Origin of the sequence: Virgibacillus oceani (assembly GCF_041521345.1) — a bacterium.
In the GTDB taxonomy this organism is placed as follows: Bacteria; Bacillota; Bacilli; order Bacillales; family Amphibacillaceae; genus Virgibacillus_N; species Virgibacillus_N oceani_A.
Window position 1 is genome coordinate 1 of record NZ_JBGOHB010000010.1, and the last position, 14546, is coordinate 14546.

11 protein-coding genes and 1 riboswitch are annotated in these 14546 nt (G+C 39.2%); of the genes, 1 reads left to right on the forward strand and 10 read right to left on the reverse strand.

The genetic code is table 11. The features are described 5' to 3' along the window. The first annotated feature begins 285 nt into the window (after nt 1-285). Nucleotides 286-1758, forward strand: a complete 1473-nt coding sequence (locus tag ACDX78_RS09015) for a potassium/proton antiporter (protein ID WP_486027152.1) — start codon at nt 286-288, stop codon at nt 1756-1758. Nucleotides 1759-1785: 27 nt separating this feature from the next. On the opposite strand, the gene ACDX78_RS09020 is transcribed toward ACDX78_RS09015, so the two are convergent. The 10 genes from ACDX78_RS09020 to ACDX78_RS09065 form a co-directional block, all read right to left on the reverse strand. Then, on the reverse strand, nt 1786-3189 hold the full coding sequence (locus ACDX78_RS09020; RefSeq protein ID WP_486027154.1) for a hypothetical protein: 1404 nt from the start codon (nt 3187-3189) through the stop codon (nt 1786-1788). 313 nt (nt 3190-3502) lie between these two features. After that, nucleotides 3503-4492 (reverse strand): ornithine cyclodeaminase family protein, encoded by a 990-nt coding sequence (locus ACDX78_RS09025; RefSeq protein ID WP_486027156.1) that lies wholly within the window; start codon nt 4490-4492, stop codon nt 3503-3505. Nucleotides 4493-4539: 47 nt separating this feature from the next. Then, entirely contained in the window at nt 4540-4773 is a 234-nt protein-coding gene (locus ACDX78_RS09030; RefSeq protein ID WP_486027158.1) for a DUF3953 domain-containing protein, read from the reverse strand. A gap of 12 nt (nt 4774-4785) precedes the next feature. After that, nucleotides 4786-5490: an aspartate/glutamate racemase family protein gene (locus tag ACDX78_RS09035; protein ID WP_486027160.1), complete on the reverse strand. Its 705-nt coding sequence runs from the start codon at nt 5488-5490 to the stop codon at nt 4786-4788. Between the two features lie 12 nt (nt 5491-5502). Beyond that, the gene (locus ACDX78_RS09040) at nt 5503-6543 is read right to left on the reverse strand and encodes an asparaginase (protein WP_486027162.1); all 1041 of its coding nucleotides are present in this window, start codon (nt 6541-6543) and stop codon (nt 5503-5505) included. 857 nt (nt 6544-7400) lie between these two features. Continuing rightward, nucleotides 7401-8090, reverse strand: a complete 690-nt coding sequence (locus ACDX78_RS09045; RefSeq protein ID WP_486027164.1) for an ECF transporter S component — start codon at nt 8088-8090, stop codon at nt 7401-7403. Further along, nucleotides 8066-9715, reverse strand: a complete 1650-nt coding sequence (locus ACDX78_RS09050; protein ID WP_486027166.1) for an ABC transporter ATP-binding protein — start codon at nt 9713-9715, stop codon at nt 8066-8068. Before ACDX78_RS09050 ends, ACDX78_RS09045 begins: the two co-directional genes overlap by 25 nt. Continuing rightward, entirely contained in the window at nt 9688-10575 is an 888-nt protein-coding gene (locus ACDX78_RS09055) for an energy-coupling factor transporter transmembrane component T (protein ID WP_486027167.1), read from the reverse strand. Before ACDX78_RS09055 ends, ACDX78_RS09050 begins: the two co-directional genes overlap by 28 nt. Next, on the reverse strand, nt 10572-11462 hold the full coding sequence (locus tag ACDX78_RS09060; protein ID WP_486027168.1) for a DUF4430 domain-containing protein: 891 nt from the start codon (nt 11460-11462) through the stop codon (nt 10572-10574). Before ACDX78_RS09060 ends, ACDX78_RS09055 begins: the two co-directional genes overlap by 4 nt. A gap of 64 nt (nt 11463-11526) precedes the next feature. After that, nucleotides 11527-14094 (reverse strand): DUF4430 domain-containing protein, encoded by a 2568-nt coding sequence (locus ACDX78_RS09065; protein ID WP_486027169.1) that lies wholly within the window; start codon nt 14092-14094, stop codon nt 11527-11529. A 152-nt stretch (nt 14095-14246) separates the two neighbouring features. Next, nucleotides 14247-14440: riboswitch (cobalamin riboswitch) on the reverse strand. Nucleotides 14441-14546: the final 106 nt, after the last annotated feature.

The following is a 14546-nucleotide window of genomic DNA, read 5'->3' on the forward strand; positions in this document are numbered from 1 at the left end:
GATAGCTTAGATTCTAAATTACATGTGAAGTATCAATTTTATTTTCTCAAAAAATCAAATTTGAGAGAGCTGCTTTCCTGTTGTCTTTTTAGAGCAATTTTCATAAGTGTTTTCATACAAATGTTAGCACGCAAGGGTATGACCTAAAGGCCCTTGAACGAATCGGGCCGTTACTTGCTGTTGGATCTCCCACTTAGAATTTTCATGTTTCCTTCATGCTTGAAGTGGGAGTCTTACAGCCAGTTACACTGCGATAAACTTAGCAATCACTACAAGAGGTGTACTATGCTCAACGAACTACTCGATTCCAATCTGATCATTTTCGCGGTTTCTATCATACTTATTATCAGCATTCTAAGCGTACAATTTTCAATTCGGATTAACTCTCCATCCCTGATTTTCTTTATCACTCTAGGAATGATTGTAGGTGGAGATCTTTTAGGTTTAGTTACTTTTGATGATCCGGCAATTGCACAGCTGATCGGGATGATGGCACTCGTTGTCATCCTTTTTGATGGCGGTATTAAGACAAACTGGAAGACCATTCGTCCAGTCGCCCTCCCCGCACTTTCTCTTGCCACATTAGGAGTAGCAATTACAAGCATCATTCTCGGGGCTGCAGCTAAGCTCATCTTTGATTTCACCTGGCCGGAAGCCTTGCTAATGGGTGCCATTGTCGGCTCAACGGATGCTGCTGCAGTCTTTGCAATGCTTCAAGGAAGGAATATTACAAACCGTCTCGAAGCAACTTTGGAAGCGGAGTCCGGCGCCAATGACCCGATGGCCGTATTTTTAACAACCTCTTTCATCGCCATGATTACAATGGAAGGTTCAGGTATTATAGAATTGATCATGGATTTCTTCTGGCAAATGGGAATTGGATTCATCGTTGGACTAGCCATTGGAAAGGTAGGCAGTAAAGCATTGTTCCGGATCACGCTATTTTCCAGCGGATTATACCCATTGCTCGCCATATCTTTTGCCTTTTTAGCTTTCAGTGTAAGTGAACTTGCAAACGCAAGTGGGTTGCTGGCTGTCTATGTAAGTGCACTGTTGATAGGGAATTCCGGATTAAAACAACGAAATGCCATCCTGCGTTTTAATGAAGGGTTTACGTGGATTGCACAAATTGGTTTATTTTTCATACTTGGACTGATCGTGATACCTGGTGACCTATTTTCTATCCCCATCATTTTACAGGGGTTGTTGATGTCCGCTATATTAATGGTCGTGGCTCGTCCTATTGCTGCGTTCATATCTGTAATTGGGATGAAGTTCAGTCTGAAGGAAAAGGTATTCCTCTCATGGGCTGGTTTACGCGGAGCTGTACCAATTGTGTTGGCCCTTTTTCCGATGCTTGCAGGACTGGAACACAGCCAGCTGTATTTTAATATTATTTTCTTTGTTGTTTTAACTTCAGTCGTAGTTCAGGGAACAACGATGCAACCCGTCGCAAATAAGCTTGGACTCGTCACCTCAAATGATGGGATTCCGCTGCATACGATGGATTTATTATCTGTTGGCAAAAAGGATCTGGAAATTGTGGAGTATTTTATAAGCGAAAAGTACGGTGTTGTTGGAAAAAATATAAAAGAAATTCCAATTCCTGACAGGGCAAATATTATACTGATCATCCGCCACGGCGAAACCATCTCGCCTACTGCCGATACAATACTACAGGCACGGGATCTGCTTTATATATTGGTTCCTGATGATGAAATGGATGATTTGGAAGAAGTATTGAGGGAGGATTGGTAACTTCAGCAAGCAGCCTGTATGCTGAAGTTACCCTAAATAAACTCGCATCTGTACGTATATCTGAACTATAATATATAACGCCAGCGCAAATTTCCAATTGAACCGTATCCCGTTTGTAAATCCATTCAATCCATTGGAACCACTCAGCGTTATAATCGGCATAATCAACGGCGAAAGCAGAATGGAAATCGCGCTTCCCGATGTTACAGTCAACACGATTAGTTCAGGCGCATATGGCAAATGAATACTTCCCAGGATTCCGCCAACCAGAACAAGGACAGTTAAAGGACCAAGACCAAAAAAGCCCAGGATGATAATAATAAAAGGAAGAAAATAAAGCAGATTTAAAAATGGAACCATCTCTTGCAGAGAGTAAATGCCGTCCACCACTGTTTCAGCAAACCTTGTCTGATTCAGGGAAAAAATAAGCATGCCAGCACCGAGCATCACAGATAGCTGGTAGGATTGATTAACCATTTCATGCTGCACATGTGCTTTTCCATCCGCAAAAAAATGATTCATTCTTCCTTTTGTGATAAAGTAAACCAAAGTCCAAGCGATAATCGTTAACGGAATTAAGATTAACAATTTAATATCTATAAGGGTATACAATAAAAAGATCGCCCCAAATAAGGATACAAACAAAATGGCAAATTCAATGACATTCTTATTGTTTTCCTTATAGTTAACCGACTCCTCCAGTACTTCATCTATTTCGCTCTGCAGCCCAGCTGTCAAATCCACCCCATAGCTTTTTTCCTCAAAATAAGAAAAAATCACTGCCATAATAACGCCAACAATCGCCATCCCCATACCCTGCAAAATGGATACAAATAAGGAAGCTTCCATGATATCAACAACAAATACAAAGCTGGGAATGCTGACAACCCATAGCGTGGATAATGCAAATCCCCGCAATAGTGCAGTCCCTTTAAAATTTTCCCATGCCTCTCCTCTTTCATCCTTTAAAATCATCGTGACAAATTCATACATCATGGGAATCGCCCCGAATAACAGAAAGTAAGCAATGATTTGCGTAAAGGAAGTTATTCCCGCATAAAATTTCCTGCTCGAATCTAGCATTTTATGTCCGACAGCAACGATTGCTTCCAAATAAAACTCCTCTTTTAAAACCCAGCTAATCATCGGAACAACGACAAGCAAACCGATTACATCACGCATTTGCAAGAGACCGCCTGTCATTCCGTAAAGCAAATCGGTATCTGATAAGAGGAAAATGAGAAAACCGCCAAGAAATAATGTGAATGGCAGTTTAAATTTCCTGAATTTATAATTTATGACAGCAAATACAAAGACCGCCAGACCGCTGGACATCAAAAACAACAATAGAATGTCATTTTTATAAAAATATGTAATAAAGTGCAAAAGTGCATATACACTTATTGCAATACTAAGTCCCCATTTGCTCATTGTTTTGTTACTCCCTGGTCAACCGTGTTAAGGTTTTTCTTATCTAGTATAATGATAAACTAAGTTCGCAGCTTTAGAAAGCTTTTGCAATCAAAGGCAGTGGAATACTTAAACTGCTCTCAAGCTTTTACCAATAAGTTCAGTTGCTGTTAATATTACATTTTTTCTACTCCTGCTTCGTTAAAACTCTTATCTCCAGTTATCAGATACTTACTTCGTCAATGGTCGCTGTATAAAGAACTGGACAATCCATTTCATCTGGTGTAAGACGAGTTAAAAAGGAAGTGCAGTTTAGAAAGCGATCAACTTCTTTCTACATCTCAACCCGATTCCCAAAACCCTTTTCCACTGCTTTCTGGTAAATACCTTTTGCCACAAAAAGATCAAAATAGGCAGCTCCAACAGATTTGAAAAAGGTGATTTCATCATGAGTTTGACGAACGGGCGTATCATCAACCATATTCAAGTCGCTGAGCTCTCCATAAACATCTGAAAAACTCCAATCACTTTCCTTATCCGCATAAATGAGTTCGCCCGCTTCTTCCTTCACACTGGTTAAATCATCCACCACAATTTTGGACGCAGTTTGAATCGTGATTAAATCCACTTCTCTCATATTTGGCAAATAGGATCCCACTCCATTAATATGAGTGCCTTCTTTTAATTCTACTCCATTAAAAACAGGATCATTGGATCTTGTACTGCAGCATATAATATCTGACGCCTTCACCACTTCTTCCGCACTTTCGACAACTTCTATAATTTGGTTTGCACCATACTCCATTAATTTTCCTTTAAATCGCACTGCTTTTTCCTTTGTCCGATTAAATAGCATGATGTTTTCCAAATCTCTTACTTCCAGCATTCCCAGCACCTGCTCAAAAGCCATTCCCCCGGTTCCTATGACACCAAGCCTGCTGGAGTTTTTCCGTGCTAATTTTTCTGTTCCAATTGCACTTAAAGCACCTGTTCTTAATCGTGTTAAAAAAGAAGCATTCATCATACAAATATGTTCCCCTGTTGCAGCATCCGTCAGCATTAAGACACCTTGAGTAGTTGGTTTTCCTTTTGCCGGATTTTCCGGAAATATGGATACGATCTTTACTGAGGCAATTTCCTGCGCCAGGTCTGCACTTGGCATGTACAATGCGGATGCCTGGTGCTTTGAAACATCAATCACAGTCCGGTGAGGATTGGTGAGCTGGCCATCTTTTTTTGAATGAATTCCCTGTTTTACATCTGCTATGGCGTCCTTCATAAAGTAATTTTCTTGTATTTCTTTTTCCGAAAGAATTAACATCATATCTATCCTTTCTGTTTCGATTAGTCTTATTAGATGAGATTGGAAATTCACCCGATTAAAAATCCCTGAATTGCTACAAAAATCAGGAAAGCAGTGATAATAATAAGAACAATGCCAAAGGCAATTTTCTTCTTTTGAAACTCAATAATCCCAACTACCAACATTAATGCTGCAACAGCTATCAACAAAAATGGAAATAAATTTAAATTGCTGAATAATAAATTGAACAGCGCTAAACCAATGACAATCATCGCAAGTAAAGTTCTAGTTTGTTGTAACATGTAAATATCCCCCTAAGCAAAATACCCTTCATCCAAAGCCCAATTCACAGCTTCTATTGCATGAATTACCGTAGTGTCAAATAAAGGAACCCCGACATGTTCCTGTTTGATAAGTAACCCGACTTCCGTACAGCCGAGGATAATCCCCTCTGCGCCCTTGTCCATTAAACCCCGTATTACTTTTTGAAAATAGGCGCGGGAAGAAGCATGGATTTCCCCTAAACATAGCTCCTCAAAAATGATCTTATTGATCATATCTCTGTCCGATTTTTCCGGAACGAATACATCCATATTATTCGCTTTTATACGTGATTTGTAAAAATCCTGTTCCATCGTATAAGCCGTTCCAAGCAGTCCAATCTTCCGGAGGCCCTGTTTATTGATTTCCCCGGCAGTCGCATCTGCAATATGCAGCACAGGAATGCTGACAGACTTTTCTATAAGATCTATCACGATATGCATGGTATTTGTACAGAGCACGATAATATCAGACCCAGCCTTTTCCAAAGCATTTGCCGCTTCTCCTAATATTTGTCCTGCTTGTTCCCACTCGCCGGCTGACTGATACGTTTCTATTTCATGAAAGTCGACACTGTAAAGAATGCACTTAGCCGAATGCAGACCACCCAGCCTATGCTTCACTTCTTCATTAATGACTCGATAATACTCACTTGATGATTCCCAGCTCATGCCGCCAATTAACCCTATTGTTTTCATTTATTAACCCTCTCACTCATTATGTATTTCCTGTAAAACCTCTAATTGGAAAGCAGGCTTAATGACGCCAATTTTCTCATCTCTGGCATTCAACACAGGGGGATGATAATAAACATCTAACTGCTCCCAAATGGATGGATCACCTATTTCCAACTGTCTTAACACTTCCATCGAGGCAACACTCGTCCCTCTTGCATTGCCATCATCTATTTTTACAGCTACCCCGATGCCTGTGTTCAAATCTCCAAAACAGTGTACCCCTTCTGCTCCGCCTTTTGCTACGATTCTCCCTTGAAAAACATTCATTAAGTCTGTATCAAACCTTTTCGTACCTGCAACCATTTCCGGATAATTCACCATGGCGTCTCTGATGTTTTTAAATGCCTCTCTTCTGTCACTGTTTCCGGTTACCCATTCTTTCGGAGCAGCAAGCCTGCTAAAGGCAAGCGCCAACTGATGAAGTGGAATACGATGTACAGGCACGCCGCACCCGTCAACAGAAGTTTTAATCTCTTCCTTGGCAAAACCGCTAACATCGCCGATGACTTCGATAATTTGCTGTTGATACGGATGTGATAACTCTCTATATGCACCAACATCCATGTTCTGCTGCTGAACTCCCGCAAGCATGCCTGCATGTTTTCCTGAACAGTTGCTATAAAATGGAGTTAACTCCTTTCCTTCACGCATTAATTGATTATAGCTTTCTATATCTCTCGGAATATGTGCACCGCATTGCAAGTCTTTTTCTTCCAATCTTACCTTCCTTAAAACGTCGGCTACTGCGTTTCGATGGAAGGGCTCCCCGCTATGGCTTGCACAAAATAAAGATAGTTCCCGATCCGTTAAGTTAAACGCTTCCATGGCTCCAGATTCAACAATAGGCACTGCCTGAAATGGTTTCATGGAGGAACGGGCAAATGTAAGTCTGTATGGGTCTCCATAATAAGCCATCAAATCCCCTTCCGAAGAAACCACGGCGATATGAACATCATGAGCGCTTTCTACATAATCTCCCCTGTATACCTTAATAGGTTTTTCTGTTTGGGTCATTGTTTATCTTCCTTTCTATCTGATAAAAATTACGAAACTGCTAAAATAACACTACTTATAAAAGATAACGAGATCATGTAGCACTCCAATTTCGATACGACTGCCTTCTCGTTCGTAACCTGCAGCATCTATTTTCTACTCTTAACTTTACCATATAAAAGTAAGCAGTGAAATAACTCAGTTTATATGTATTTGTAACTTGATATTTAAATGAGATACCTAATTATATTGGAATAGCAACTGTTGTAAGGTATTATTTCCCAGGAAATAGATTGTCGAATTTTTAGCAATCTCTTATTCAAAGAAATAATAAAAGAGCAGTCCGGGGATGAACTACTCTTTAGGTTGAGGATAAATCGGGGCTGCTAAGTGAAAAGTTAAAGCCTTTTCAAGCGCGGAAATTATAGTGCAGGTAGTGATCCTATTTACCCTTTATCAGATAGACATTCATATATAACATAGGTTTATATACCTATTATATTCCATCTATCATGGTACTATTATCCTATTTATATCATGAAATAGGCGAAAAGGCTAGTTTCCATTTTTGGAATTCGGGGATGGATTCGACATAAATTTACAAGAAAAATATGCATTTCAGCAAGATTTTCACCAAATTTACACGTTTTTTCAGTTCCAAAATTGGATTTTGGCATTTCGTTCGACAAATTATGACTGTGTTAGTGTTGAGGTATGACCGCCTTTTCAAAAAAGCACAACATATAGTGAGTATCAACACCATCAATAAATATATGTTGTAACCAGAACCGGAATTTATTGTCGATAAATTTTTATTAAAAAATATTGACTCCAGCAGCTTATCAGAGTAAATTAATATTATTTTATGTCTTACCTACTTAGTTTCCTGTAAATAATCCGTACTTCCTTTTAAAACGTTCCAATATGCGTATCCAGGAAACACTAAACAAAAATAAGAAAAACACATTGGAAAGAGCGTGGGCAAGATCAAACCAAAAACTGGCACTGTAATAAAGCAGGATTGCATTCCAGTCAAATTCCTGGATCACTGCAATGATAAACCAGAGATTCATCACCCAGCCGAATAATATACCCATGAAAAAACCATATGTACATAAACCAACTCTATTTTTCATAAGCCATCTATTCTTCAACAGCCCGGCAATCAATCCGATCATTCCCCAGCAATACATTTGCCATGGTGTCCACGGCCCCTGACCCAAAAAAAGGTTGGACACGATGGCAGCCAGTAAACCAACTACAAATCCGCTTTGGGGACCGAGCGCAATTCCTGTAACGATGACAACAAAGGTTGTTGGCTGCACACTGGGTAAAGAAGAAAAAGGAACCCTGCTTACTGCGGCAATGGCACCCAATACCGCAAGCATAACAAGTTCGCGGCTGGATAATTTTTGCTGGGCAAAACGAATCGTGAACGGTATAAAAGATACGAACATAATGAGTAAACTGAATATCATATAATGACGTGCTGTCAATAATGGAACGCTCACGAGCACAACAAAAATGACGATACTTAACGTAATTAAGAACCCCTTTGAACGCGCCATTTCTGCACCGCCTCCTGCATCGTTACCACTGAAGGAACATGAGATTTTCTTGTAATCCGGTTCATTACTGTCGTGTAATACATATTTTCCCTGAAAAATTTCTCTGTGTTCTCCGTTACGGTAATTTGTCCTTGAAACAGCATACTGCATGTCGTACTATAGTTTGCGGCAAACTCAACATCATGTGTAACCATAATAATAGTTAGTCCATCATCTATCAACGTTTGCAAAAGTGCTGCCAGCCTGCTTTTCGAATCAGGATCCAATCCTTTTGTCGGTTCATCAATCAGTAAAACAGAAGGATTCGTGAGCAAAGTTCCAACCAGGGCGGCTTTTTGCAGCTGCCCGCCACTTAAGTCATAAGGGTGCCTGTCCTTTACATGACTTATTTGGAATGCATCGAGCAGCTTTTGAATTCTGCTGTCTGCGCTTTTTATCTGATAATGATCTGCAATCGTATTGTATTCTTTCATTAATATATCCTGCATAAAATAAAGAGCCGGATTTTGCGGTAGGTAGCTTATTTCTGCGGGTTCAATTTTTTTTACTTTCCTGCCATTATATTTTAAGAAGCCATGCTGGGGCTTCAACATCCTGGCGATAATTTTTAATAACGTTGATTTCCCGGTTCCATTAGCACCAAGGATGGCATGCCATTCTCCTCTGTGTACATTAAGTGATAAATCATGTAAAATAGGAGAGACATGCTTATCATATTGAAAGTCAATATTTTTCAGTTCAAGAAGTACTTCTTTTTGACCCATCTGTTTTTCCTTCAAGTCCACTGGAGAAATCACCTGTTTTTCCAGCCAATGCTTTCCTTCTTTTACCGTAATCGGAATATGTCCGGAATGTTGAAATCCACTGAAATGCAAATACATCTGTGATGCGCTTGGTAAAAATCGGTGTAAAGTTGGGTGATTCATCAGCTTTTTTGTTACATCTGCTGGTTTGCCTATGTATGAAATACTGCCCTCATCCATTACCATCACATCATCAGCAATGGCAAAAAGCTCCTCTAAACGATGTTCCACCACGATAACCGTTATTCCAAATTCATCATTTAATCGTTCCAATGTATGAATAAATTCCTTCGCTGCAATAGGATCCAGCTGTGCAGTTGGCTCATCCAGCAGTAAAATATCCGGATCAAGTAACAATACAGAAGTAAGATTAACCAGCTGTTTTTCCCCTCCTGATAATTCTTCTGTTTTCTTATTCAATAAATGATTTAATCCAAAAAAATGAACCATTTCAGCTATTTTTTTACGCATTTTTTCTGTGGAATATCCCATATTTTCCAGGCCAAATAATAATTCATTCATCACTGTATCCATGACGATTTGATTTTCGGGATCTTGAAATACCATCCCAATTTCCTTTGCTCTTATCAAGGCAGGCTGTTCTTCCAATCGTTTCTCTTTATAATAAATCTCCCCCTGCCTTTGTCCATGGGGAGCAATGTCATGTTTGATCAGCCTTAACAAGGTTGACTTTCCACTGCCTGAAGCACCACAAAGCACGATAAAACTGCCTTTTTCAATGGAAAATTCAATGTGATTTAACGCAAGTTCCTCTGAATCAGGATAGGAAAACGTTACATTCTTTGCTGATAATATTTCCAATGCAGAACCTCCTTCCCTTCTGCCAAAATGGGAAAACCAATAAAAAACAACCATATAATGAAATAAAAAATTTCTCTTCCGGTCAAGATTACAGGTTCGAGCACAGGCAGCAACTGCAATACGCCATCACCATGTACCCACCCAAAGAAGAGAAATATGAAAACAACAAGCAAATATCCAAATACAGCCCAGTCTCTCGATTGCATTGCATAAGCCTGATAATTACTTCTTTTTTGTAAACCATACCCCCTGGCCGACATCGAATCTGCCGCTTGAATGGAATCTTCAAGAGAACCTGTTAGAAGCATCTGCAAAAGCTGCATTCCATTTTTAGCTCGTTGCCGAATGGTGCCTTGGTTAATGGACAGACCTTTAACCTGCTGGATGTGCTGCATATCCTTAATTTTCCTGATGAATAACGGTACAAATCTCATGGAAAGCATGGTGAGCAGTGCCCATTGAGGCAAAACTTTTGAAAATAGAAATAAAAATTTATCTGCAGTAAATACGATATTAAATGTAACAAAAACGGCTAAAATTCCAGCCAGTGTGAGCGCAATCATGATACCCTGGATCACTGCTTCAAGCATAATTTGATTATCAAAGAAATAAAATAAAATATGATTCCCTCTTCGATTAAATAGCGGGGTTAGAAGGATGATGAGTGTAAACATGATACCGATCATCCACCCCCATTTTTTCAACTGTTTTCCTTTATCCAGCATAAAATTAAAGCAAAAGATAAGCAGTACGGCTGCTGCTAAAAATAATGGATGCTGGTATAGCATTAACCCAATGATGATAAGTACGTAATAAACAAATAAAACGAAAGGATGGAACGAACGTATTCCTCTTATCATTGAGAATCTTCCAGATAGTTTACGGTGTAGCTCCAAGCGATCAATTGCCCTTCACTAACCGGGTATATACCGGCACTTCTGTCAATCATATTCCCATCCACACGAATATGCCAACCGCTCATTGGCCCTTCATCAAATTCATACAAATTGTCTATACCTTCCACGTACGCACCAGATCCCGAACCGCGGACACTCATTTGAATACCTTTTTCCTGTACAATTCGTTGTGTAACATCCAATACTGTATCTCCATCCTCCCATGGAACCTTTGTTTCAGATAAAATTGTTCCTTTTACATCGCCGGTTTGTATAGATACAGTGACTGTTTTTTCCGGTTCTTTTGGTTCTTTCTTTGGCTCTTCCTTTGGCTCTTCCTTTGGCTCTTCCTTTGGTTTTTCATTGGAATTCTCATTGTCGTCTTCTTTTGAATTCCCATTTGAGTTGTTACTTTGATTTTTTGATTGCTCCGAATTTCCATTAGAAGAAGTATTGGATGAATTACTGGAACTATTATCATTTGAAGCATCACTTGAAGTATTATTTGTGTCATTTGAATTACTTGCTGTTTCATTCGAAACAGAAGACTCTTCTTCGTCTGCAGGTTTGTTTTTTGATTCACTAGTATCGTTTTCTTCTTCCTCTGATTCGGCGGATTCAATTATCTCTTCAGTATTCTCCTTTTCTTCTTCCTGGTTACCTTCATAATCTTTTAAAATTTCATCTATGATATCATGCGCGCTTGATCGTTCATTTTCTGCTTCATCAACTTCTGCAGCTTCTTCTGTTTCCGTTAGGGCTTCTTGATCAGGCTGTGGTTCTTCTGTAGTGCATCCTGCTATAAACATAAGAAGAATTCCCAAAATGACCATAAAAAATTGGCGTTTCATGATAATTACCCTCCTTTATCACGCAAATATCGGGTAATCCGGAAAGACCGGATTACCCTGTAAATTATGATTTTAGCTGCATTCTTCTTTTTACGATAAAGATGGTGATTCCGGTTAATAACAGGGCCAGCCCAATCAGCATAAAGTTAAATGAATTGGTAGCTGTGTTCGGCAGCTTGTTTCCAGTTTCTCCGTCTTTCGTATTTATTCCTGTACTTCCATTTTCGCCTGTTTCATCTTCACCAGTAGTTGGAATTGGATCTGGTTCAGCAACAGTAGGTATAACATCTGTGGTGGTACCAAGTTCAAATACACCAAATATAGTAAAATGAGTTGTTTTTGCAGTTACCAAACCAGTTTCAGGATCATACACACTATTTTCTATTACTTCCCATTCATCGATTTCCTCATTAAAATAAAATACTTTTATTCTGTCAGAATCAATATTTGCTGCGAGCTCCTGATCTATGTGGAAAGTTAAAGTGATTTCATTTCCATTAAAGTCGGTAACGGCTTTATTCCCTGCTGTAATGGTAATGTCATAAACAGGCCCTAAAGCATGACTGGATTCGTATCTTACAAGTTTAATATTTACCTGCTGATCTCCTGCTTCTTCAAGGAATTGTTGTAGCACCATATTCGGGATGTGTATTTCAACATCTCCTTTATCAATTGTCAAGTCGCTATTCGTATCAACTAGTTTATTTAATGCTGTATTGCTTATTTCCACATCAAACACCAGCTGATCAGAGGCATTTTCAGGTTGAACAATAACTTCATTTTCTGTTATGTCTGAAATATCATCTAAATCTATGTGCGCAACCATTTCATTTTTATCCTTGTTTATTGTTATTGTAGGATTAATAATTTTTTCTGTCTTACCGGTCGATGTCTCTTCTTCTGGCTTTTCTTCTTCTTTTTCCGGTTTTTCTTCTTCTGGTTTTTCTCCGCCATCTTCCAGTTCATCTTCGTCTATAACGCTAAACTGAAATACTGATCCATCATTATTTAAAAATTTATATGCTGCTAATCCAAGTAACGCCTGGTCTGTTGCAGGATTATTGGAATTACCATCAACATTTTGACTAAATCCCCCATCATCATTTTGGAACTGTAGTAAACGCTGAATTAAATTACCACCTTCTTTTGTGAATTCAGGGCTTGTAGGATCCACACCAACAGATGCCAGACCAATGATAGCCATAGCTATCGACGGAGCTGAGTCACCCCCATGCCAAGGATCGGGATATCCACCTTCATCAGCCTGAGCTTCAGATAAGTAGTTTACCGCATCGTCAATAGCATCTTTAACTTCTGGATCATCTTGATACGGGGCAAGTGCGGTCAGTGCCATACCTGTTAAATCAACACTGGTAGCAGAACCAAATAATGCCCAGCCACCATCATCCAACTGTTCACCAAGCAATAATTGAATTAAACGGTCTTTTGTCCATGTTGCATCTTCTGTTGTATCATAATTACCACTATTTAGTGCCAAAAGTGAATAAATAGGTCCATTATTCCCTTGGTTTTCCATTCTTTCATGATTGGTTAATTTATCAACCAGATTATATCCTTCAATATCTGTTGCATCCTTACCACCTGCAGTTAGAATTAAAATATTTCTTGATGTATCAGTAACATTCCCAAAGTTCCCTTCATTGCTTACAACACTTCCAACCGAATTTTCGGCTGTTTGCCGGGAAACTTCTTTACCTAATGCATTCAGTGCAATAAAACCATACCAACCCACATTATCATTAGATACCAGGTAATCAGCAGATTTTTCAATAGATTCTTCTAGCGTAATCTCTTTTGAACTTTGATTTTCAGGCTCACCTGGTTCTTCTTCCGTTTCTCCATCGCTTTCCTGTTCATCTTCAGAGTCGCCATCATTTCCCTGCCCCTCATCAATGAACTCCGCAGCTAATTCCAGATGATCCCCTTCCTGCATTTGATACCCAACGAGGCCGGTACTCATAAAGTCATTGTTTAAGTACATTGCCCAGTAAGCTGAATCATTCAGTCTATCATCAAGATCATTGACAAATGTTAGTAAGTCAGAATCAACTGTTACATCCAGGTTGATTCCCTCTTGCTTTGTCGCTTGTACTAAAGCATCGTATGCAGTTCCAAATTCAACAATATCAACGTTAGTTTCCGCTAGTATTTCTTCACCATCCAGGTCGACAGCAGATACTTTTACATCAATAGTGGGATTTGGCCATATTTCTTCATCCACCACCTTAAATAATAGATTATCTCCATTTTCTAGCTCGTATGTTCCCGCACCCACATCAGATGATGAGCCATTATTAAAAAATCCCCAATAATGGCCTTCTTCAGGTTCATGTTTCTCAACACCTGTAATAAATGGGCCATATTCCGATTCCTCATAATCAACTTCCGCTACATCATCCAAAACATCAAATGCCGTCTCCCCTTCTTCAAAAGAAACAGCTTCAGTTTCAACTACATAATCCCCTTCCTCATCAAGTGCCGTAATCGTAACTCCATTTGTCAATGTATCTGCAAAAACAGTTGGAATAGAATAAATACTTGATTGAGCAAGCAATAAAATGGTTGCTATAAAAACAATGAATGAACTATTAATCCCTTTGTATCGCTCCATTAGATTCTCCTCCATATTGATAAATTTCCTCAACAAAAAAACATCCCTTCAGAACGAAGAGATGTATGCTTAAACTATGTGTTAGCGACATTTATGTACAAATAAAACTCATAATCACATGCCTGCAGCACACCTCCCTATCCTCGTAGGTTGAATGGCGTAAAAAATAGGCAGGTCTCCTGGCTCATGTTCCTCGTTTTCTATCACCTTCCCATCTAATTGACAGTGGTATATGAATAGAAAACTCCCATTTACAGTGGCGGGACCGCGCCGGTTTTGCACCGAACTTCCCTTTTAATGATTGCCAGCAGTTTGCTGGCAATCAACCCATTTTTTCGTATTCAATTATCTTAATCATAATCCACTAAATCAGAAGCGTCAACCAGCAATCTGGTAAATTACTACAAAACAAAAAAACATGGCAGCAAACCAGCACCATTAAAATGATACAT

Bases quoted from the DNA above. Each gene is read 5' to 3' on its own strand.
- ACDX78_RS09020 (WP_486027154.1), bottom strand. From the start codon at position 3,189: ATGAGCAAATGGGGACTTAGTATTGCAATAAGTGTATATGCACTTTTG.
- ACDX78_RS09060 (WP_486027168.1), bottom strand. From the start codon at position 11,462: ATGAAACGCCAATTTTTTATGGTCATTTTGGGAATTCTTCTTATGTTT.
- ACDX78_RS09015 (WP_486027152.1), top strand. From the start codon at position 286: ATGCTCAACGAACTACTCGATTCCAATCTGATCATTTTCGCGGTTTCT.
- ACDX78_RS09025 (WP_486027156.1), bottom strand. From the start codon at position 4,492: ATGATGTTAATTCTTTCGGAAAAAGAAATACAAGAAAATTACTTTATG.
- ACDX78_RS09030 (WP_486027158.1), bottom strand. From the start codon at position 4,773: ATGTTACAACAAACTAGAACTTTACTTGCGATGATTGTCATTGGTTTA.
- ACDX78_RS09045 (WP_486027164.1), bottom strand. From the start codon at position 8,090: ATGGCGCGTTCAAAGGGGTTCTTAATTACGTTAAGTATCGTCATTTTT.
- ACDX78_RS09065 (WP_486027169.1), bottom strand. From the start codon at position 14,094: ATGGAGCGATACAAAGGGATTAATAGTTCATTCATTGTTTTTATAGCA.
- ACDX78_RS09055 (WP_486027167.1), bottom strand. From the start codon at position 10,575: ATGATAAGAGGAATACGTTCGTTCCATCCTTTCGTTTTATTTGTTTAT.
- ACDX78_RS09035 (WP_486027160.1), bottom strand. From the start codon at position 5,490: ATGAAAACAATAGGGTTAATTGGCGGCATGAGCTGGGAATCATCAAGT.
- ACDX78_RS09040 (WP_486027162.1), bottom strand. From the start codon at position 6,543: ATGACCCAAACAGAAAAACCTATTAAGGTATACAGGGGAGATTATGTA.